The organism is Mucilaginibacter mallensis, assembly GCF_900105165.1.
Taxonomy (GTDB): Bacteria; Bacteroidota; Bacteroidia; order Sphingobacteriales; family Sphingobacteriaceae; genus Mucilaginibacter; species Mucilaginibacter mallensis.
Window position 1 is genome coordinate 4,674,826 of the sequence record NZ_LT629740.1, and the last position, 21,061, is coordinate 4,695,886.

Below are 21,061 nucleotides of genomic sequence, written 5' to 3' on the forward strand. Positions count from 1 at the left end.
CTATTTATATACCTTAACAATAATGAGGAATCGCCTAATCCTTTTCTGTCTGCTTATTTTCACGGGTTTTTGCAATGCCCAAACCAAACACTTTGTTAGTGCGAAAGTTGTCGATTCTATTGATCACCACCCCGTTGAATTAGCCACTATAGCTCTGATAAGAGTTCGGGACTCTTCGTTAATATCCTACACAATAACCGATACACAAGGTGCATTTATTCTTCGTAACGTTCGAGATGATGAACCATTGCGCATTTTGATCACTCACGTTGGGTATGTGGCTTTACATATTAATCTCAATTTCACTAAAACTCTTGTCCTCGACCTTGGCAGGCTTAGTCTGAATCAGAAAACAATGGATGAGGTAACTGTGAAAGGTCAAATAGTGCCTATCATTGTAAAAAAAGATACGATTGAATTTGACGCAGAAGCTTTCAAGGTTAGGCCGAATGCCGTAGTCCAAGATTTGTTGAAAAAGTTTCCTGGCGTACAGGTTGACCGGGATGGTACGATCACTGTAAATGGCAAAGCCGTTTCTAAAGTAAAAGTTGATGGTCGGGATTTCTTCGCCAATGACCCAAAGATCGCTACCCAAAATCTTGACGCGGATATGATATCTAAAGTACAGATCTACGATGATCGTGAAAACGATCCCGACCACCTTTTGCCTGACTATAAAGTGGAAAAAATCATCAATTTAAAATTCAAGAAAAAATTCAGTAAGGCCACTTTCGGGAAATTAACATTGGCCGTTGGAACTCAGGACCGCTACAACTTGGATGGTTTATATAATCAATCTCTTGATAATCTCCAAGTAACCGTTATTAGTAACAGTAATAACTTAGGCAATACTCAATTCGTTGGGACTTCTCTCGATAATTTCGGAACCAGCCAGGGCATAAACCGGGTGACTGGTACCGGAATAAACATCAACGATAATTTTGGTAAAAAAGTAAAACTAAATTTAGTTTATAATTTTGATAATACAGCGATTAACAATCTGCAAACGAGCAATGTAGCCCAATTGTTAAACGATACCACTGTGACCCATAATGCAACCAATAATATTCATTCAAGCAATTATGATCATGCAATCAACGGCAACCTTCAAATAGACCTAGATAGCGCATCATATATCAAGTATACTCCTATTCTTCGATTTAGCACTGGGAGTGATTCTGAAATAGGTAGAATAGCAACGTTCAATAATTACACGCCTTTGTTAAGTATTAGCAATAATCAGGATAATAGTAACAATAGCAATATCGAATATCAGCATAGCATAATTTATTATCATGCTTATAAAAAAAAGGGGGAGTCTTTAACGATTACCAATACCTTAAATATTAACCCAAGCCATTCGAAGAGTATCAATAACGATCAGCTTATTGCCTACACTGCGGGCTTAATTTCAGATACACTAAACAGATTAGCTAATACCAGTAATCGAAATAGTAGTGCATCTTTGAGCGCTGGCTATCATTATCCTATTTCGAAAACATTAACTGCTGACTTTTTATTGAAAGGGAGCTATCTTCAAAACGGAGCCAATCTGTTAACCTACAATATTGATCCTAAAACAGGAACATATGATGTTTTTTTAACAGAGCAAAGCAGTATGCAGAGTCGGGAGCAATGGACGCAAAGCGGACGTCCACAATTGGTTTATCACAAAAAAGACTTTTCGCTTACGGTTGGCCTTGTTGCGCAATTTCAACAGATCGAAAACAGCTTTAATGATAATTCTACGCGTTTATTTCAGAATTTTGCATATTTATTACCCTCTGCTTCAATTGTTTTCAAGAAGTTTAATTTTGATTATAGCGAAGCGATACAACAGCCATCGATCGATCAGTTACGTCCGATTGTTCTGGTATATAATCAACTGAACAGTGTGGAGGGCAATCCGAACCTGAGGCCATCCCACACGCACAATTTCAGTATAAATTATAGTGGTTTCGATGTGTCCAGTAATGCATTTATCAATCTTTCAGCTCAATTTAGCTTGGATAACAACAGTATTGTGTTGCAGGATTTCATCAATGCTCAAGGCGCACAACTAACGACCTACATCAACAAAAATGGAAGTTTTACGGCCAATATTAATGGCAACTTCTCCAAATCCTTTAAACAAATTGGTGATTGGCAAATACGGGAAACTACAAATGTGAATGCAAAAACAAGTCACAATTTTTTTGAAACAAATGGGCAACAGGGCTTTCAGACTACCTATACTTTTCCGGTCAAACAACAATTTTTTGTCAGTTGGAAAGATGTTATTGAGTTTGAGCCAACATACGTTCTAAGCCCTACTATCACACATTACGAATCTGTAAACTTCCCGAGTCAACATTATTTGCAGCAAATGATCAGTCTACCCCTAGATGTAATCTGGCCTAAGCATATCAATTGGAGTTTGAATTATACCCACTTTTATAATTCGCTCGAAGCCGAAGGATTTCAGCGACAATCGAATCTAGTTAGTCTGTCCTTTGCTCGCTCAATTCAAAAAAAGGAAAAAGGAGAAATCCGCTTTACCTGTTATGACCTTTTTAAACAAAGCGTAAGTTCCAGTCATTTTGTTTCTAATAACACCATATTTGATAGCCAGAATCAAGTTGTAAAGCAATATTTCATGTTGACATATACTTATAGGTTCGATAAAACTGAATAAACAAGAAGCCTGACCAATTGATGTACCTGCACAGGTCGCTTGCGCCATTTTGGGAGAAAGGTTCCAATTGTGTAGTACAGCTAATGCTCGCAGTGAAAATATGCACGTAACGAGGCCGTATCAGGGTTTATTAGCTAAACGATAGTGTATTGTAGTTGTGAATGTTTTCTATTAATGGTCATGGGTAAATGGATAAGGCTTATTTGTTTACAGTGGCTGATGGCACCCAAATGAAGTACGCTGGCCTTTGGGATTATAATAAGATATTGAACATACTTAACTGTACAATCATACCAGATAACCAAATGAAATAATAGGCAAAATACTTGATAACCCTAAAGTGCAGGCAGGTGTAAAAATTCCGATGGCTATTAATACATATATACTATCGATAAGTAACTGAAGCATTTAATGAATATTATATTTTAAGACACCTAATATTTAGGGGTTATACACAGAGATTTTACTGTCTTTTTAGCCGACTACCAATTGTTCCCCTTAAAGTAATTTCTGCCCTTTTTCCTTTCAAAGCTTACATCTCTTCCCTTTTCAACCCGCTCACGTAATATTTGATCCACCTCATAATCATTTAAATGCACACGCTCGTCAAAACTCATAAGTTCCAGGAAGTCTGATTTGCTTAGTAGCATTTCCCTGTATCCGTTGTAGTAACCTGACTTTAAAAATACGTTAGTGGTAAGTTTACCTTTTGCATGTGAGTGTGTGATCTCATAAATATAGTAGTAGGAAGCACCAAGCTCTGCATTCATAAAACTCCATTCAAATCGATCTTTCACTTGTAAGGTTCTGTCGAGCCATAAAGTAAAGAATGAAGACTGTTCATAGAAATTGCTTCTAAAATGTAACTCATAACGAGTGCCTGGTGATTTAAATAGTTCAGGTGATTGATAGTCCAAGTCAAATAAGTCATGGTACATTTGAGCAAGCCATTGCGAGACTTTGGCAGATGATTGATTAATTTCTTCAGCAATCATTTTTATAGATGGATTTGGGCTAGTATCATCCTCGCTCTTCTGTCCCTCTCTTTGAACGATATTGATCAATGACTCGTAGGGTTTATTTTTATCTTTAAGGAGATCAAGCCATTGATATTCACCTTCGAGTGAATGTAATATATCTTTTGTCCCAGGTTTATGAGTTTCGGGTTTGCGATGTTTTGTCCTCGCCATAATATTAAAATTAAGACAGTTAAATTTAAGGGGTTATACTCAGATATTCTACTGTCTTTTTCTTGCATCCCGTTATATTTGAAGTATATTTTATAAAATGCTACCTACTCCAGTTACCAGTTACGCTGGTGAAAATTCTATCCGACATATTGATAAGAATCTTTATAAAGAGCGCATACTTCAAGATATAAGAATGCATGATATACCTGCATTAATTGAATATGGTAATGAAGTGTTTGAAGACTTAACTGATCTAATCGACCTAACTGACCATGGTAGCATTCAACAGGAAGAGCCATCTTCGTTTCTGTCTAAAAACTTCTTGCCTTTAAATGATGTTGCTACTAGCTTTTATTTGGATTATAAACCTCATAATGGTTTGCTTTCTTTAAAACGGGGGTTTTATAAATTGCTACCAATTCCGAAATCAGTTATTATTATAAATGCCAATTCGTGGAAAACTACGGTTTTGTATAACGAAGGGCTAAATTCTAATGTAATTTACAAACATGATTGTCATGTTGGCCCATTGACAAATGGGATGGCTATTCACGGAAATCTTACAATTAAGAAATCGCGACAATTCACCCTTGCAGAACAAGAAGAATTTATCCAAAAGATCGTAGGAAAAACAATTTATGTTTCAAGTTCAGAGATGGTAGCAATACAAACTTATAAGGAGACTTTTACTCCTAAAGAAGTGTTATGGTTTACGTGGTAATGTGTGATAATAATTAGCAAGCAAAGTTAGGGCTGTTGCTTCTGAAGCGCATGAAAGACTACGGCATAAACCCACTTGCCCCACATAATCCATTTATTCCGTTTCCTTTCTTGCTTTATCGCAACAAACCTTAATGAGCTTTATAATTATTTATTCACTTAATCAAATCAATCATGGAGTAATCATCATTTATCTAATCGTCACTATACAATGTGTGTTGGCAATTAAAAGTAACTTTGAACTAATTAACAATATTTATTAAACAAGATTAGGTTGCACGTAATTTGCACGTAAAAGAAGAGAAATAGACTAAAAAGTGGCTTTAAAGGTATTTAAAGAGGGTAACGGGTAAGCATGCCATGCAAGCGCTCTAGCCAGCTGAGCTAATCCCCCGTTATTATGGGAGTGCAAATATATACCTTTCGTGCATAATCACAAAGCCGTTGTGGAAGATTTATAAAATACATGTGCACTTTATCTTTTCGATGGTAGCAGGCATCGTTAAATCTAAATAATATTCCAGCTTTTAACCGATAAATGGCATACAGCGAGCATGAAAAATGACTGGAAAACCATCTTTTCAATATCTTAATCAAAATTATATCTATAACTTTATCATCTTACGTTTATCTGAAGTTAAAATGGTTAGTTTGAATACAAAATATAGGCTCGTAATTATGTCGGTGATAGTTTTACTGGTTGCACAATCATGTAAGGATCATAAGCATGAAACCACTGATAAAAAAGTAACACAAACTGTTATTATAAAGAAGACTTACTTAACTGATCAAAGCCTGTTTCCAAGAAATGCAGCAGCTTTCTGTCGCCCAACTGGTATTAAACGGTCGGATAGCGCCTTGTTTATGAATGGCGGCGGAAAAGATTTCAGGGAAACTATTTCAAATCCATCACCAAAAACACTGGCTATCCCGGCAGGCATGAAATACATACCCGGTGGCGAGTTCAGTATGGGAGGTGTTGATCCGGTTGGAATGGATGGCGGGGGCCATGAACAGATGAGTGATGCGCGGCCTGTTCACAGGGTGAGGCTCAATCCTTTTTATATGGATGCCACCGTGGTTACCAATAAACAATTTGCTGCGTTTGTTAAAGCAACAGGCTATGTAACTGTGGCCGAGCAAAAGCCAACACATGAGGAATTCCCTACTGTGCCTGAGGAAAATTTAGTAGCAGGCTCTCTGGTATTTACCGCGCCGAAAGAAAAAGTTCCTTTAAACAATTATCTTCAGTGGTGGGCATACGTAAAGGGCGCCGACTGGAGACATCCGCAAGGACCGAAAAGCAATATAATTGGTAAAGATAATTACCCCGTTATACAGGTTTGCTGGGATGATGCTGCCGCTTATGCAAAATGGGCCGGCAAGCGTTTACCAACCGAGGCCGAATGGGAGTTTGCCGCGAGAGGTGGACTAGCCGGTAAGCTATATGCCTGGGGAAATGTGTTAAAACCTAATGGCAAATGGATGGCCAATATTTTCGAAGGTTCATTCCCTAATAAAGATGCGGGAACGGATGGCTTTGTTGGCATTGCCCCTGTAAAACAATTCCCGGCAAATGGTTATGGCTTGTATGATATGGCCGGTAATGTTTGGCAGTGGTGTAATGATTGGTACAGCAATGATTATTATAATACCCTGGCAAATAACCCGGTAACGGTTAACCCCCGGGGGCCAACCAGCCCCTATGATCCGGACGAACCTGATGCTAAAAAAAGGGTACAAAGAGGCGGCTCATTTTTATGTACCGATGAATATTGCACACGCTATATGGTTGGCACCCGGGGCAAAGGCGATGCCCGATCTGCATCAAATCACATTGGTTTTCGTTGTGTGATGGATGTAAAATCCGTACCCGATACCAAAGTGGCTGCTAATTGATCTGTTGATCATATCCCTATTATAAAAAGGCATAAATGCAGAGCTGCGTTTATGCCTTTTACATATCCCATCTATTTCCCTTTCTAATTATTACCCAACATCCCGGTATTAAAAAGCCTGTTTTATCTGCAAAATTGACCACTTGCATTGCATCTTTTGAATTACATAATCTTGGTGCCGTTTCATTTCGCCAATTCCTTTTTTATAGCCAGTAAATTTGGGCTGTATATGGGATTATATGTCGCCCGCGGGCAAGAAAAAATTGCTTATTATATTATTTCCGGCAGTAGCTGTTCCAAATAAATAAATTATTAACTTTAATAAACATCAATAAAACCAATAAACCATGAAACAAACAAAAACTTTAAACCTAATGCTGCTATTGGCATTGTTTATCTCAGCCTGTGGCTCAACCACCTCAATAACAGGATCATATAAAGCACCCGGTGTAACCCAGATAGCTTATAAAAAGATTTTCATATCATCACTTAGTTCAGACATAGCTATCAGACAAACTGTTGAAACTAATATTGCAAATTATTTAAGCAGTAAAGGTTATGCATCAGTTAAAAGTACAGACATATTTCCTGCCAATTTTCACACATCCGGTGGAGATAAAAATCAGGATACTGTATTAAGTAAGATCCGTGCAACTAATTGCGATGCCATTTTAACAATAGCAATGGTGAATAAAGAAACAGAAACCAGGTATGTACCAGGCAGCGGTGGTGTGTATCCTTATGGAATAGGATATTACGGCACATTTGGCGCTTACTATGGTTATGGATACAACCGTTTCTACTCTCCGGGTTATTATACTACTGATAAAATATACTACCTCGAAACCAACTTATATGACGCTGCAACAGAAAAGTTGGTATGGTCGGCACAATCAAAAACCTACAACCCATCCAGTTTAGATGATTTTTTAAAGGGTTATGAAAAGGCTATGACACAACAGGTTGCAAGAGATAACCTGATTGCTCCAGCGGGTAAGTAATCATACTTATACCCGCCTTTAATTTTACTCCCATGGTAGAGAGAGGGAATTGGATGGCCTAAATACATAAAAGCAACTGTGTTGCTTTTATGTATTTTAATTTGTACTTTTGCGGCCCTGATGCTTATCAATAGATATTAATCGATAGCCTGTGATCCTTTTAATTTGCATAGCTACCTTTCTTTCAACCTTAATGGGCGGTTTACTTGCGTTAAGATTTCAAAGTAAATTATACCTGATACTGGGGTTTAGTGCTGGGGCAGTTATAGGCGTAGCTTTTTTTGATCTTTTACCAACCGCAATTGAGCTGGCCTCCAAAACTTACGGTGTACGGGAAATTACATCAATGGCAGGCTTTGGTTTTGTGGTCTATCTATTGCTTGATCGTTTAGCTGTACATTTTAATCAGCATAAAACAAATAGTAATACAAGCTCCGGTAGCTTAAGAGGTAAAATTGCCGCGCTTTGCCTAACACTGCACAGTTTTTTGGATGGTGTGGCTATCGGCCTCGCCTTTCATCTATCATTAGCCATTGGCAGCCTGGTGGCTGTAGCCGTATTAGTACATGATTTTGCCGATGGTATTAATACAACCAATGTTATACTAAAGGAAAATGGCAGCAGGCGCAATGCGCTCAAGTGGCTGATAACAAACGCTATTGCTCCCCTATTAGGTGCTTTATCAACGCTGTATTATAAACTGCCTGCAGAAAATCTGGGATTGCTTTTAGCACTTATCTCGGGTTTCTTCCTCTATATTGGCGCAAGTGACTTTCTGCCCGAAAGCAGGGCCAGGCATCCCAAACTGATCACTCTATTTATGACTATTTTGGGTATCCTTACCTTATATATGGCTATACGTATAGCCGAGGTATAAAAAAATGCACAGTTCAATCATCTGATCAAGCTGTGCATGCATTCTTATTTTGTTGTTATTTATATACCTATTTTTTTAATGATATCCTTAGGGATACCGCCTTTGTGTAATAGTAAGGCTGTAGTTTTGTATTGAACAAAAGCCTTTGTTACATAAATATAGCCTTTATAATCGTTAGTTGGGCCCCATGAGTTTTTAACTATATAATACTCTTTGCCATTCTGATCTTTTGCTAAACCAACAATGTGCATACCATGATCGTCCGTGGTAGAATAATCATCAAATGCCTGTTGGCGTACTTCGGGAGTGATTTTCATTTCCGGCTTTGGGCCATTGAACATTTCTTCCTTTTGCTTGGCTGTCATTTCCTCATATGGCACTTCAGGCACAAAAGCAACACCATTTTTCCAGCTGAAACCTTTTTCGCTTACATCAGTAGCCCATGCTACCGTGTAACCACTTTTTAAAGCATGGTCGATAACATCAGTAATATCATTTACCTGCAGGTTATAAACCTGATCGAACGACCAGTTATCAGGAACCAGCAGCGTGAACTTTGTATAATACGGATGATCGGTAAATGAGGAAAACTCTATATAATCATCAGGATTTATACCTACAACCTGTTGTGCAAATGTTTGAGGTGTATAGGTTTTACCATTATAAGTAAAACTATCGGGCACTTTACCTAGGTAAGCATCAATAGCAGCTGTATAAGCCGCAAGCCAGTTAGGTGTTAATTTGCCATTAGGGTTTTGTACCACCGCTTTTAATATACCTTCCATTACAGCTGATAGTTCACCAAATTTATTGATGGTAGTACCATAATTTAAACCGCTATAAACGCTTTGAGGTATTGCGCCATATTTGCGGTACATATTAATAACATCATGTGATTCGCCGCCATCGCCTAATGATACCGCTCCATGCATGCGTACATAGTTCTTTCCTTTTTCAATATAAGCGCAACGTGCCGTATATATTGGCGACAGATCAAGTGGCTGTTTGCCCATACGTATCATTTCCGACTCCAGGAACGAGTTTGTTGAATAACTCCAGCAGGTACCTGATGAGCCCTGGTTCTTTATAGAGGTATTCTCCAGGTTGATAAGCTCGGTAAACCGGAATTTTTGTTTACTGCTATCGCTTTGATTGGTTTTTAATGAGCTAACCAGGTTATCCTGGGCATGCAGGGAAATTGTGGAAACAGCAAATAGCGCTGCAAATAAGAAATGTTTAATTTTCATTTACTTGATTTGATATGAATAAAGAGGTCTGTTAATTACAACAAAAAAGCGCACGATGAACGTGCGCTTAATTATAAAATGCAATAATATAAGTTTTTATCGTTTTTGTGATAAAAATATCAGCATAAACACAAATCCGGAGTAAATAGCCCCTTTATAATATATACAAAAGCCTATTCCACCTCGTCAAGCTGCAGAACTACGCTGGTGCGCCCCTCATTCACATCGGGATTAACACCAACCTTCATCAGGAAATCGCCTGTAAGCACCAGGTTATCCCCGATAGATGATTTTGCACCGGCATACAGGTTAATTTCCTTAACCTGGTATTTCTTCTGCGGATCGAGCCCTTTTAGCCTGATGGGAACTTTTGTGCCACTGTTATACCTGTTATTCACCAAATAATTAAACACCACGGCCTGTGACCGTGAACTATTCACATACATTAATGATGCTGCATCATTATCCCACGGACTATGCAAGCGGTACTGGTCGCCATGCCATATAATATCTTTCAGGTTATCGTAATTCTTTAATGCCTGGTGGCAAAAATCAAGTTCCTGCCCGCTTAATTTACTTACCACAATATCAAAGCCCAGCCTGCCCATCATGGCTACATCAACCCTATATTTAATAGGCTCCTTACCCCAATTGGTAACATGGTTTGAGCTGGCAATAGCCGGGAAAAAGTAGGAATACTCCCATTGTATATATACCCTCTCCAAAGGTTCGGTATTATCGCTTGGCCAGTATTCGGTAAAATATTGCAGCGCGCCATAATCCACACGGCCACCACCGCCCGAGCATAACATCATAGGCACTTTTGGATATTTTGCACGCATACGCGCCATCACATTATATAAGCCCCTCCCGTAATCAATATATAAATGCGACTGATCCTTTTTTAAATAGCTGGAATAAGCATTATAAATTACAGCGTTGCAATCCCATTTAATATAAGCCAAAGCCGGATTTTTAATGAAAAGGCTGTCAACTATGCCAAAAACATAATCCTGTACTTTAGGATTAGTCAGATCGAGCACTAATTGGTTCCTGAAATATTTTTCGGGGCGATTGGGCTGTTTAATTACCCAGTCAGGGTGTTTATGATAAAGATCGCTGGCGGGGTTAACCATTTCAGGCTCTATCCATATCCCGAACTTTACCCCATCAGCCGTTGCCTCCTTTACCAGTGAACCAATACCGTTTGGCAGCTTTTTCCTGTTCTCCTGCCAATCGCCCAGCCCTGCATTATCACTATTACGCGGGTATTTATTACCAAACCAGCCATCATCCAATAAAAACAGGTCGACACCCAGTTTTTTGGTATTCTTCAACAGCTCCTTTAACTTATCCTCATTAAAATCAAAATAAGTAGATTCCCAATTGTTCAGCAAGGTGACCCTCGGGCCCTCACCATCCACAATTTTATATTTGCGCGCCCAGCCTTGCAGTTTTCGGCTGGCATCACCTTTACCATGATCCGAATAAGTATACAGGAAAGCCGGGGTAGTGAACTCCTCGCCCGGTTTTAAATGATATGCAGATGCGGCATTATTTATACCTGCTATCAGCCTTAAATTATTGGCGGGATCAATTTCAAAGTCCTCCTTAAAATTAGCCGACCATTCCATGGCGCCGTATAATACTTTGCCCTCATCCTCAGTTGCGGGCTTATCCATTGATATCATAAAGGCTGATGACGCATACAGATCGGCGCGTGTACCCAGTTTGGTATCGATGGTTTTGATGCCGTGCATAAGTTTTGATTCTTCGGGCTGCATTTCTGATGCCCAATTGCCATGGTATTGTTTCAGCCAAAAGCCATCGCCTTTTAAATAAAGGTTAGCCGATGCAAATTTGCTTAAGGTAACCGTTCCTTTTTCATGATGCTCAATTACCGACCATTGCTCAGTAACATCCTCCTTAAAAAAGGTTTTATAGCACAAGTTTACCTCAAAATCATAAGCGGGGTCTTTCAGGGTAATGGTTAACAGCGAAACATCATCATCAATTTTAGTGATCACATGATTTACATACACCAGGTTTAGCGAAGTATTGCCATCGGCATGAATAACGGTTATAGCCGGCTCAGCCAAATTTGTCGATCCCGATGGCGTATAAGCATCATTAAGAACCCCCGAATCATCACTTTGCTTATACATTTTTTGTATCTGCGTATACTCATCAGTATTGCTAAGCCTGGTGCCGAAATAAACCATTTTCAGGTTTTTGTCCGCATCTGTTTGTAGTATAAGGGCGTTGTGTTGTGTTTCAACCGGTATGGTTATTATTTGCGCTGAGGCAACACCGGTTATAAATAATGAGCTAGCAAGTACCAGGGCCGATACAATGTGTTTTTTATAAGCTGTGATCATTCTTAATTGTTAGGTAAAGGTTTGTTGTTATTAATGCTGATGCCTTTAAACTTCACAAATTAATAACAAATAAAACATAATAGTTGCTTAATCTTGAACTTTATATGTTTGCACGACATTTATTAAACCGATTATAAAATGTAGCCCGGCAAATAATAAAATCTGATTATTAAAGTTCTTTAAAATCAATATGTGAAAGCTGAGATTTTGAAGTGTTTTTTTGTGAGAAAACAGGACCTTATAAAATAAGTAAAGCCCCTGATGGGCAGGGGCCTTTACTAACCAATTATAAACCTAAATTATGAGAAGACTTTTCTAATGTTTTTCAACAGTGTAAAGGTAACACTATCCAAAATAAATTCCTAATTTTTTTTCAATTATTTTTAATGTTAATTCCATATGTTTGTTTTAATGGTAACAATTCAAACAAAACATTACCAAGATCATAATTTTCAATTATTATTTACTTTTTATACTTTGGCATAAAAAGCTGTCATAAAAACGTCAGTTTACTATATTAAGTATAAAAAATATGTAACTATTTTATTTTTCACAAAAAAGTTACTTAAAATCAGGTTTAAAAATGCCAAATCATACATTTTTGATAAAAAATTATTCAAAATTTAGATTTATAAGTCAATTTTTACAAAAAATATGCCCTAATACACCATTTGGCATCAATGTTCTTATCCTCCACGTAGCAAAAAAATATTACTTTAAGTCTACATCAACGTAAAAACGCTTTCCCATTTTTGCATAAATATTTTTATTTTTTTTAATGACATCTATCGCCACCACCAAAAAAACGCCCGAACTTACTTCATTTACCTTATGGATAATGACTATTACCACCGGACTCGTGGTGGCAAATATTTATTATAACCAACCTTTACTAGGTGATATTGCACACAGTTTTAAAATAAGTAACGGAGTTGCGGGTCGTGTATCCATGATCACACAAATGGGTTACGCGGCAGGGATGTTCTTTATTGCCCCTCTTGCCGATATGTTTGAGCGTAAAAAATTAATGCTCTTTGCATTTGCAGCGGTTATTGTAGCCCTAATAGGAGCGGCTATGGCTCCGGATATAAATTTACTCATACTGGCCAGCTTTTTGGTTGGCATGGCATCACTCATACCACAATTACTTATACCCATGGCTGCCCACCTGGCAAAACCCGAAGAAAGGGGCAAAAAAATTGGCGTAGTAATGAGCGGCTTGTTAATAGGTATATTATTATCACGTACTGTAAGCGGTTTTATTGGCGCGCACTTTGGCTGGAGGGCCATGTTCTTTATAGCGGCAGGCTTAATGGTGCTGATGGTAATAATGGTGTTCTTCTTTTTACCAGCAGTTGAGCCTGATTATAAAGGCAGCTACAAAAACCTGATGAAATCGCTGATCCATCTTTTTAAGGCCGAACCTAAGCTGAGATTTGCCGCATTAAGGGGCGCTTTATGCTTTGCCTGTTTCAGCGCATTCTGGACTACCATAGTTTTCCTGCTGAAGGAAAACTTTAATATGGGTAGCGATGCAGCCGGCCTATTTGGCTTAGTCGGCGCATTTGGAGCCGTAGCCGCCGGACTCATGGGCAGATTGAGTGATAAAATGGATCCTTTTAAATTATCCTTCTTTACGCTACTGCTGGTTTTACTATCATTTGTGGTGTTCATTTTTTCGGGCCACAGTATAATTGGTTTGGTAGTGGGTGTAATTATATTGGATATGGGTGTACAGGCTACGCACATCTCCAACCAGGCCATCATATTCTCGCTTAATGCCGAAGCGCGTAATCGTATTAATACTATATATATGGTCTCCTATTTCCTGGGCGGCGCTGCCGGTACTTTTTTAGTTAGCTCACTTTGGGGTAATTTTCACTGGATGGGTGTATGTGTTGCAGGTATAGCGTTATCAACCATAGCCATAATAGTGCACCTGCTCAACCATAAAAGTATGCAAAACAAGCCTACAGGTGTATAGTGCTGACTACTGTTTACAACATTCCTGTTATAAACTTTACTACAAAATCTCCCTTAATACCATTTTCTAAATCGGTATATAATCACTGCTTTTGGTTGATTTACATCCCATTGTAAAAAAAATCTTATTGAATGATGACTATTTTTTGGTGCAGCCACGGTTTTGGCATCAATTTGGAACAGTACACATCAAACGACACTATTATGGTACCTCAAAAAAAAGATAATCAGAAAGTGGAAGAGCAAAAATGGGAAAACCCATTAAACCCGGAAAAACCCGGGGATGATCGCGACCAGGAACAATTGCTAAGGCAATACAAGGAAGCACAAAGGCTAAATAAGAATTTAACAGATGTAGAGACTAATAAAAAACCAACTAAAAATTAACCTGATATACCATGAAAGCATATAATAAACCAGCAACAAGCAAAGTAGTAGCCCGTTTTGACAGGGAATTAAGAGAATTAATAATGAATGATTTAAAAGCTTTTAAAGCGAAAAAACAATATACAATTGATAGCAAACTTGCTGCTTAATTATATACACATTTAACCTACCAAACATCTACCTATGAAAACGATAGAGCTCCGCATTTTGCAGGGCTCTATTTTTTTGTGGCGTATTTTATAATTAAAGCTGCAGTTTTTGCTGATGCGCCGGGATGGCCCATCCTTACATCCAGCTCGTCATAGTTATTGAGCATTTTATCGCGATAGTCTTTATTATTGATGATCAGATCAAGTTCGGCAGCAATAGTTTGCGGGCTGCAATCCTGCTGTATCATTTCTTTAACCACCGGGGCATCCATAATAAGGTTAACCAGCGAGATGAATTTTATTTTCACCAGCATACGTGCTATGGTGATAGATATCGGATTGCCCTTATAAACCACTACCTGCGGAACATTGAACAAAGCAGTCTCCAGCGTAGCGGTTCCAGATGCAACAATTGCGGCATCTGCATTCGTTAACAGATCATAAGTGGCATTAAATACTACAGGGATTTGCTTACCACCCAAAAACTGCGTGTAAAAATCAGCAGTAAATGATGGCGCACCGGCTATTACAAACTGATGGTCTGGAAATTGGTTCATCACTCCAAGCATATCGGGCAATAAACGGCTGATCTCCTGCTTACGGCTGCCCGGCAGTAAAGCGATGATCTTCTTTTCAGGCAGATGATTATGCTGATAAAATTCCGCATCAGGTTTAAAAGCTGCGGTGGCATCCAGCAGCGGGTTGCCCACATAATCAACCTGCATGCCCCATTGTTTGTAAAAATCAACCTCAAAAGGCAGGATGCAAAACATATGGTCGACCACCTTTTTTATCTTCAATACCCGTTTCTGGTTCCAGGCCCAAACTTTGGGTGAAATATAATAGCAAACCAACAGGTTATTCTTTTTAGCGTATTCAGCTATTTTTAAATTGAAGCCAGGAAAATCTATCAGTACCAAAACATCAGGCTGATATGTACTGATATCCTGCTTGCAAAAGGCCATGTTTTTCAGGATGGTTTGCAGGTTAGCTACCACCTCAATAAAACCCATAAAGGCCATATCAGCATAATGCTTAACCAGCGTACCACCCTCGGCCTGCATCAGGTCGCCGCCAAAGTAGCGGAACTCCGCCTGGGGGTCACGCTCTTTAAGGGCCTTCATTAAATTGGCCCCATGCAAATCACCGGACGCTTCGCCTGCTACTAAATAGTATTTCATGGGTTAATTGTATTGCACAGGCTACACATTAAAGGTCCAGTTATTTAATATAGGCATGGCATGGTAGGCAGTCATATCAAACTGTACAGGCACAACCGATACATAATTATGCTCCAATGCCCACACATCGGTATCCTCACCGGCATCATTTAATTGAAATACGCCGGTTAGCCAATAATATGGTCTTTTATGCGGATCGATACGCTCATCAAATTCTTCGGCCCATTTGGCGTTAGCCTGACGGCAGATCTTGATACCCTTTAAATCACCACCTGCCGGGAAGTTTACATTCAACAAGGTGGCAGCAGGTAAGCCATTCTCCAAAACCTGCATAGCCAGTTCGCGTACATATTTTTTACAATGACTAAAATCAGCCTGCAGCGTAAAATCATCCAATGAAAAACCTATTGATGGGATACTCTCAATAGCACCCTCAACCGCCGCCGACATGGTACCCGAATACAACACGTTAATAGAGTTGTTCAATCCGTGATTAATCCCCGAAACACACAGATCAGGCTTTTCACCCTTAAATACGGAGTTAACGGCTAGTTTTACACAATCAACCGGTGTGCCCGAACAGCGGTACATTTCAACACCTTCATAAATATCAACCTTATCAAAGCGCAATGGCTTGCCAATGGTAATAGCATGCCCCATACCCGATTGCGGGCTATCGGGTGCTACCACTACAACCCGGCCAAGATCTTTCATCACATCAATTAAAGCTTTTATACCGGGGGCGGTTATGCCGTCGTCGTTTACAACAAGGATGGTGGGTTTGGTAGATTTTTTCATTGGCACAAAGTTAGGAATCAAATTAAATTAAACGTCACCTACTTTGAACTGCCACAATATTTTGCGATGTACTCATCTGCTTTGTCAACACCAAGTGATTTTGCTTTCTTAAAGTCATTGCATCCCTGTGCTTTTTGATTTATATAGAACTCATAAATCCCTCTATAAAGATATACTTCGCCAATATCGGTGCCCAAATCAATCGCCTTTGTAAGGTCATTAACAGCAAGTTGATATTGCTTCATACGGCCATAAATGACTCCTCTATAATAATAACCATTAATGTACTTAGGGTTAAGCTTTAATAATGACGAATAATCGTCTATAGCACCGGCTAAATCGCCCATGTTATTTTTATAGGTTGCGCGGGCATAATAAGCTAATGAAAAGTCAGGCCTTAATTTTATAAATCTATCCATATCATCAATAGCTTTTTCATGATTTCCAATATTTGCAAATTCAGTGCTTCTACGGTAATAAGCGTATGCGAAATCATTTTTCAGGTCAATAGTTTTAGTGAAATCTACTATTGCGTCTTTAGCATCTCCGTTTATCGATTCCATTTCGCCCCTGGCATAATAGGCCATTGTAAAGTCCGGGTTAATCTCAATCGCTTTATTTAGATATTTAATAGCCTGATCAATATCACCAGAATAGAAGTATGAATAGCCCAGACCATAATAACTATTTGCATTTTTAGGATTTGTTGCAATGGATTTTTCAAATTCCTTTTTCGAATTATCAAAATCTGCCGACAGCGCATAGTTGTATGCATTTATTTCGCTATTGCTTGATTGATATACTACTTGCTGCTTACATGAAAGCATCAATAGCAGAATAATAGTTGTGAGGAGGGTAGGTTTGGTTAAAGAAATCATATGTTAAATATAAATCATTTCTATATATACAGTTATTATTATGAAACGAATTGTACAAGGATAAAAATAAATACATTTGATAACTCAATGAATGAAGCTAATGGCTATCTCTCAGCATGTGTGATCAACTTATAACCCATATCCGCAAGTTTGTACAATTAAGTGATGATGAGGCTGAACTTATCAGTTCAAAGATCACTCTCCAGGAATTAAAGAAAAAAGCCTTTGTACTCACTGCCGGTAAACAATGTAAAGCAAATTATTTTGTGGTGAAAGGATGCATGCGCCTGTATTATATCAACAAAAAAGATGTTGAACAGATCACTCAATTTGCCCTGGAGAACTGGTGGATAACCGATTATGATAGTATCGATAGCAAACGCCCCTCCCATTTCTACATACAAGCTGTTGAAGACAGCGAAATACTCGTATTAGATCAGCATATTGAGGATGAACTCATCGCCCAAATACCAGCCTTCTGCAATTACCGCAGGCTGATCCTGCAAAAAGCATTCACCGCTGCTCAGCGCCGTATGGAAATGAACACCAACATGACCGACGAGGAACGTTACCGCAACTTCAGCACCCGCTTTCCCGATTTTAACCAGCGTGTGCCGCAATATATGGTGGCATCGTTTTTAGGCGTAACCCCACAATTCATCAGCCGTGTTAGGGCAAAAAAGGGTTGAATTTATTAACCACAGTTCATTTTTCGGAGGATGTTTAATGCTCAAATTTGTATCAACAAAACACAAATTATCATGAGCAACAGAATAAATATGGGGAAGACTGATCCAGCCGCCTACAAAGCAATGTTTGAATTGGAAAAATACTGGAAAACAACCAGCATTAGCCAGTTACACCAGGAAATGATCCGCACACGCGCATCACAAATTAATGGTTGTGCCTTTTGTATTGATATGCATACCAGTGACGCGCGCAAAGCCGGCGAAACTGAACGCCGCATCTACGCCCTCAACGCATGGCGCGAAACTCCATTCTTTACTGAAGAAGAACGAGCCATACTGGCACTAACTGAAGCCGTAACCCTCATCACCAAAGGCGTACCCGATGAAGTATACCAGCAAGCCGTTAAGGTATTAGGCGAGCAAATAACAGCACAGGTAATTATGGGAACCGCCATCATCAACGCCTGGAACCGAATTGGCATCAGCACCGGGATGCAGCCAGCACTGTGAAAGAGTCAAGAATCAAGAAGTAAGAGTCAAGAAGCTACATTAAAATAAGAAGAGCCAAAAATCGGATAATTTTTTATCTTGATTCTTGGCTCTTAATTCTTGACTCTTTTAAAAATTCCTGATTCCCGACTCTTAATTCTTGATTCTTTTTATAAGCTATTTAGCCATTTCACCAACTCATCACGGCTTTTGCCGGTCTTTTGCTGTAGTTTTCCCAGCGTTTCATCGTCTTTGCCCTCCTCGTGTATCAGGTCGTCATCGGTTAAATCGCCGTAGGCTTGTTTTATTTTACCCTTCAACTCGTTCCAGGTTCCTCTCAATTTTAAATCGCTCATGATGTTTTTTTATTTAGATGTATGATAGTAACATCTGTAAACACCATTAGTTTGAGAAAATCAATCTGGGCAACACGACTTTTGACTCCCCCTACAAAGCTCCCGCCTTAATATCCTCAACCACACCCGGATCTAATAAAGTAGATATATCACCCAAATTAGAGGTATCACCCTCAGCAATTTTCCGCAATATTCTCCTCATAATTTTGCCTGAACGTGTTTTTGGCAGGCCGGTCACAAACTGGATCTTATCCGGTTTTGCTATAGCGCCTATAATGCGTGATACCGTCATCATTATATCTTTACGTGCAAGCTCGGGATCCCCATGCTGGTTAGGGCAAACTACGAAAGCATATACGCCTTGTCCTTTAATATCATGCGGATAGCCTACCACTGCCGATTCAACCACGCTGCTGTGCATATTAATAGCATTCTCCACCTCGGCAGTACCAATACGGTGACCCGATACATTCAGCACATCATCCACACGCCCGGTGATACGGTAATAACCGTCCTCATCGCGCAAGCAGCCATCGCCTGTAAAATAAAGATCCTTATAAGTAGCGAAGTAAGTAGTACGGCAACGCTCATGATCGCCATAAGTAGTTCGCAGCATGCCCGGCCACGGGAATTTGATGCATAAGTTTCCGCTTACCCCGTTCCCTTGTATCTCTTCGCCTTTTTCATCAACCAAAACTGGTTGCACACCCGGTAATGGTAATGTTGCATAACCCGGTTTTAATGGGGTAACGTTAGCAATGGGCGATATCATAAACCCGCCGGTTTCAGTTTGCCACCAGGTATCCACTATCGGGCATTTCTTTTTGCCGATACGTTCATCAAACCAATGCCATGCTTCCTCATTCAGCGGTTCTCCTACCGATCCTAATTTGGTAAGTGAGCTCAAGTCTTTTCCGTTTAACGGTTCATCACCAAAACTCATTAATGAGCGTATGGCTGTTGGCGCGGTATAAAATATATTTACCTTGTATTTATCTACAATATCCCAAAAACGGCCTGCATCTGGCCAGGTTGGTACGCCCTCAAACATTACCGTAGTAGCACCTTGCGACAGCGGGCCATATACTATATAGGAGTGCCCGGTTATCCAGCCGATATCAGCCGTACAAAAGTAAACCTCGCCCGGTTCATACTGAAAAGCATTAGTAAACGTATAACCGGCATAAACCATATAACCGCCGCAGGTATGTACCACACCCTTAGGTTTACCTGTTGAGCCTGATGTGTAAAGAATGAACAGCATATCCTCTGCATCCATTTCTTCAGCTATAAATTCCTTCTTCCCTTGTGTTTCTATCTTCTTTATTTCATCTTCCCACCAAACGTCGCGACCCTTTATCATGGATACCGGCGTGCGGGTATGGGTAAGCACAATTACTTTTTGAACCGATGGACAACGTACCAGCGCGTCATCAATCACGGTTTTCATCGGGATCTTTTTATCGCCCCTAACACCGCCGTCAGTAGTTATTACAATATTACATTCCGCATCCAGAATCCTATCGGCAATTGATTGTGCCGAAAATCCACCAAAAACTACCGAATGTATAGCACCCAGCCTGGCGCAGGCCAACACAGCAATGGCCAACTCGGGCACCATTGGCATATATATACATATGCGGTCGCCTTTTTTAGCACCGTTGTTTTTTAAAACATTGGCAAACTGGCAAACCTTATCATACAACTGTTTATAAGTAAGCACGCGATGATCTTCTGTCGGATCGTTCGGTTCCCATATTATGGCAGGCTTATCGCCCATTGTTTCCAAATGGCGATCCAGACAGTTTTCAGTAATATTTAGTTTTGCGCCTTTAAACCACTCTATTTTAGGCTCTGTAAAGTTCCAGCTTAGTATTTTATCCCATTTTTTGCGCCATAAAAAGTTGTCGGCAATTTCTTTCCAAAATTGTTCAGGTTGTTCAACACTCTTTTTATAGGCTTGCTCGTACTCGGGAAACGACTTAATTTTCATAATTGTAAACGATTTTATTGGCGGCGTAAATTAGTAATTTTCCTATAGCAAATATACTTTTATGCATATTTTAATAAGTTACATTAACTTCTTAAAATTAACTATTGTCTGTTAAATAATTGTTACCCAAAACGCTCCACAAATCTTTTTCAAAATATTTTAAAACCACTATT

Annotated in this window: 18 protein-coding genes; 10 read left to right on the forward strand and 8 right to left on the reverse strand. The window is 39.3% G+C overall.

What is annotated here, in order from left to right:
- The first annotated feature begins 22 nt into the window (after positions 1-22).
- A complete protein-coding gene (locus BLU33_RS18985) occupies positions 23-2,674 on the forward strand; it encodes an outer membrane beta-barrel protein (protein WP_091376742.1) in 2,652 nt (883 codons plus the stop codon).
- A 482-nt stretch (positions 2,675-3,156) separates the two neighbouring features.
- Here BLU33_RS18985 and BLU33_RS18990 read toward each other — a convergent pair whose 3' ends face one another.
- The gene (locus tag BLU33_RS18990; RefSeq protein ID WP_091376745.1) at positions 3,157-3,864 is read right to left on the reverse strand and encodes a hypothetical protein; all 708 of its coding nucleotides are present in this window, start codon (positions 3,862-3,864) and stop codon (positions 3,157-3,159) included.
- A gap of 97 nt (positions 3,865-3,961) precedes the next feature.
- Between BLU33_RS18990 and BLU33_RS18995 the strand changes: the two genes are divergently transcribed.
- The 4 genes from BLU33_RS18995 (at position 3,962) to BLU33_RS19010 (ending at position 8,360) form a co-directional block, all read left to right on the forward strand.
- Positions 3,962-4,585, forward strand: coding sequence for a hypothetical protein (locus tag BLU33_RS18995; RefSeq protein WP_091376747.1), 624 nt, complete (start codon positions 3,962-3,964; stop codon positions 4,583-4,585).
- Between the two features lie 677 nt (positions 4,586-5,262).
- Entirely contained in the window at positions 5,263-6,483 is a 1,221-nt protein-coding gene (locus tag BLU33_RS19000; protein WP_197684521.1) for a formylglycine-generating enzyme family protein, read from the forward strand.
- A 346-nt stretch (positions 6,484-6,829) separates the two neighbouring features.
- Positions 6,830-7,483 (forward strand): hypothetical protein, encoded by a 654-nt coding sequence (locus tag BLU33_RS19005; RefSeq protein ID WP_091376750.1) that lies wholly within the window; start codon positions 6,830-6,832, stop codon positions 7,481-7,483.
- Between the two features lie 151 nt (positions 7,484-7,634).
- Positions 7,635-8,360 carry a ZIP family metal transporter gene (locus tag BLU33_RS19010; protein ID WP_157682249.1) on the forward strand — a complete coding sequence of 242 codons (726 nt, stop codon included), beginning with the start codon at positions 7,635-7,637 and terminating at the stop codon, positions 8,358-8,360.
- A 59-nt stretch (positions 8,361-8,419) separates the two neighbouring features.
- Here BLU33_RS19010 and BLU33_RS19015 read toward each other — a convergent pair whose 3' ends face one another.
- Positions 8,420-9,607, reverse strand: a complete 1,188-nt coding sequence (locus BLU33_RS19015; protein ID WP_091376756.1) for a C1 family peptidase — start codon at positions 9,605-9,607, stop codon at positions 8,420-8,422.
- 173 nt (positions 9,608-9,780) lie between these two features.
- A complete protein-coding gene (locus BLU33_RS19020; protein WP_091376759.1) occupies positions 9,781-11,985 on the reverse strand; it encodes an alpha-galactosidase in 2,205 nt (734 codons plus the stop codon).
- 778 nt (positions 11,986-12,763) lie between these two features.
- Between BLU33_RS19020 and BLU33_RS19025 the strand changes: the two genes are divergently transcribed.
- From BLU33_RS19025 to BLU33_RS25200, 3 genes are all read left to right on the forward strand, one after another.
- On the forward strand, positions 12,764-13,969 hold the full coding sequence (locus BLU33_RS19025; RefSeq protein WP_197684522.1) for an MFS transporter: 1,206 nt from the start codon (positions 12,764-12,766) through the stop codon (positions 13,967-13,969).
- A 131-nt stretch (positions 13,970-14,100) separates the two neighbouring features.
- Complete coding sequence (locus tag BLU33_RS19030; RefSeq protein ID WP_157682251.1) at positions 14,101-14,355, forward strand: hypothetical protein; 255 nt, start codon at positions 14,101-14,103, stop codon at positions 14,353-14,355.
- 11 nt (positions 14,356-14,366) lie between these two features.
- The gene (locus BLU33_RS25200; protein WP_157682253.1) at positions 14,367-14,504 is read left to right on the forward strand and encodes a hypothetical protein; all 138 of its coding nucleotides are present in this window, start codon (positions 14,367-14,369) and stop codon (positions 14,502-14,504) included.
- A gap of 68 nt (positions 14,505-14,572) precedes the next feature.
- On the opposite strand, the gene lpxB is transcribed toward BLU33_RS25200, so the two are convergent.
- The 3 genes from lpxB to BLU33_RS19045 are packed head-to-tail and all read right to left on the reverse strand — an operon-like array spanning position 14,573 to position 17,361.
- Positions 14,573-15,685, reverse strand: coding sequence for a lipid-A-disaccharide synthase (gene lpxB / locus BLU33_RS19035; RefSeq protein WP_091376765.1), 1,113 nt, complete (start codon positions 15,683-15,685; stop codon positions 14,573-14,575).
- A 21-nt stretch (positions 15,686-15,706) separates the two neighbouring features.
- Complete coding sequence (surE, locus tag BLU33_RS19040) at positions 15,707-16,483, reverse strand: 5'/3'-nucleotidase SurE (RefSeq protein ID WP_091376769.1); 777 nt, start codon at positions 16,481-16,483, stop codon at positions 15,707-15,709.
- Between the two features lie 38 nt (positions 16,484-16,521).
- Positions 16,522-17,361: a tetratricopeptide repeat protein gene (locus BLU33_RS19045; protein WP_091376772.1), complete on the reverse strand. Its 840-nt coding sequence runs from the start codon at positions 17,359-17,361 to the stop codon at positions 16,522-16,524.
- Between the two features lie 116 nt (positions 17,362-17,477).
- Between BLU33_RS19045 and BLU33_RS19050 the strand changes: the two genes are divergently transcribed.
- A complete protein-coding gene (locus tag BLU33_RS19050; protein WP_091376776.1) occupies positions 17,478-18,050 on the forward strand; it encodes a Crp/Fnr family transcriptional regulator in 573 nt (190 codons plus the stop codon).
- A gap of 72 nt (positions 18,051-18,122) precedes the next feature.
- The gene (locus BLU33_RS19055; protein ID WP_091380790.1) at positions 18,123-18,560 is read left to right on the forward strand and encodes a carboxymuconolactone decarboxylase family protein; all 438 of its coding nucleotides are present in this window, start codon (positions 18,123-18,125) and stop codon (positions 18,558-18,560) included.
- 149 nt (positions 18,561-18,709) lie between these two features.
- Here the strand turns inward: BLU33_RS19055 and BLU33_RS19060 are convergent, their stop codons facing one another.
- Together BLU33_RS19060 and acs are read right to left on the reverse strand one after the other, a co-directional pair.
- On the reverse strand, positions 18,710-18,895 hold the full coding sequence (locus tag BLU33_RS19060; protein ID WP_091376779.1) for a CsbD family protein: 186 nt from the start codon (positions 18,893-18,895) through the stop codon (positions 18,710-18,712).
- A 91-nt stretch (positions 18,896-18,986) separates the two neighbouring features.
- Complete coding sequence (gene acs, locus BLU33_RS19065) at positions 18,987-20,888, reverse strand: acetate--CoA ligase (RefSeq protein ID WP_091376781.1); 1,902 nt, start codon at positions 20,886-20,888, stop codon at positions 18,987-18,989.
- Between the last annotated feature and the right edge of the window lie 173 nt (positions 20,889-21,061).

What these genes read in the sequence shown, in the direction of transcription:
- BLU33_RS18985 (WP_091376742.1), top strand. Translation starts at nt 23, where the DNA reads ATGAGGAATCGCCTAATCCTTTTCTGTCTGCTTATTTTCACGGGTTTT.
- BLU33_RS18990 (WP_091376745.1), bottom strand. Translation starts at nt 3,864, where the DNA reads ATGGCGAGGACAAAACATCGCAAACCCGAAACTCATAAACCTGGGACA.
- BLU33_RS18995 (WP_091376747.1), top strand. Translation starts at nt 3,962, where the DNA reads ATGCTACCTACTCCAGTTACCAGTTACGCTGGTGAAAATTCTATCCGA.
- BLU33_RS19000 (WP_197684521.1), top strand. Translation starts at nt 5,263, where the DNA reads ATGTCGGTGATAGTTTTACTGGTTGCACAATCATGTAAGGATCATAAG.
- BLU33_RS19005 (WP_091376750.1), top strand. Translation starts at nt 6,830, where the DNA reads ATGAAACAAACAAAAACTTTAAACCTAATGCTGCTATTGGCATTGTTT.
- BLU33_RS19015 (WP_091376756.1), bottom strand. Translation starts at nt 9,607, where the DNA reads ATGAAAATTAAACATTTCTTATTTGCAGCGCTATTTGCTGTTTCCACA.
- BLU33_RS19020 (WP_091376759.1), bottom strand. Translation starts at nt 11,985, where the DNA reads ATGATCACAGCTTATAAAAAACACATTGTATCGGCCCTGGTACTTGCT.
- BLU33_RS19025 (WP_197684522.1), top strand. Translation starts at nt 12,764, where the DNA reads ATGACATCTATCGCCACCACCAAAAAAACGCCCGAACTTACTTCATTT.
- BLU33_RS19030 (WP_157682251.1), top strand. Translation starts at nt 14,101, where the DNA reads ATGATGACTATTTTTTGGTGCAGCCACGGTTTTGGCATCAATTTGGAA.
- BLU33_RS25200 (WP_157682253.1), top strand. Translation starts at nt 14,367, where the DNA reads ATGAAAGCATATAATAAACCAGCAACAAGCAAAGTAGTAGCCCGTTTT.
- lpxB (WP_091376765.1), bottom strand. Translation starts at nt 15,685, where the DNA reads ATGAAATACTATTTAGTAGCAGGCGAAGCGTCCGGTGATTTGCATGGG.
- surE (WP_091376769.1), bottom strand. Translation starts at nt 16,483, where the DNA reads ATGAAAAAATCTACCAAACCCACCATCCTTGTTGTAAACGACGACGGC.
- BLU33_RS19045 (WP_091376772.1), bottom strand. Translation starts at nt 17,361, where the DNA reads ATGATTTCTTTAACCAAACCTACCCTCCTCACAACTATTATTCTGCTA.
- BLU33_RS19050 (WP_091376776.1), top strand. Translation starts at nt 17,478, where the DNA reads ATGTGTGATCAACTTATAACCCATATCCGCAAGTTTGTACAATTAAGT.
- BLU33_RS19055 (WP_091380790.1), top strand. Translation starts at nt 18,123, where the DNA reads ATGAGCAACAGAATAAATATGGGGAAGACTGATCCAGCCGCCTACAAA.
- BLU33_RS19060 (WP_091376779.1), bottom strand. Translation starts at nt 18,895, where the DNA reads ATGAGCGATTTAAAATTGAGAGGAACCTGGAACGAGTTGAAGGGTAAA.
- acs (WP_091376781.1), bottom strand. Translation starts at nt 20,888, where the DNA reads ATGAAAATTAAGTCGTTTCCCGAGTACGAGCAAGCCTATAAAAAGAGT.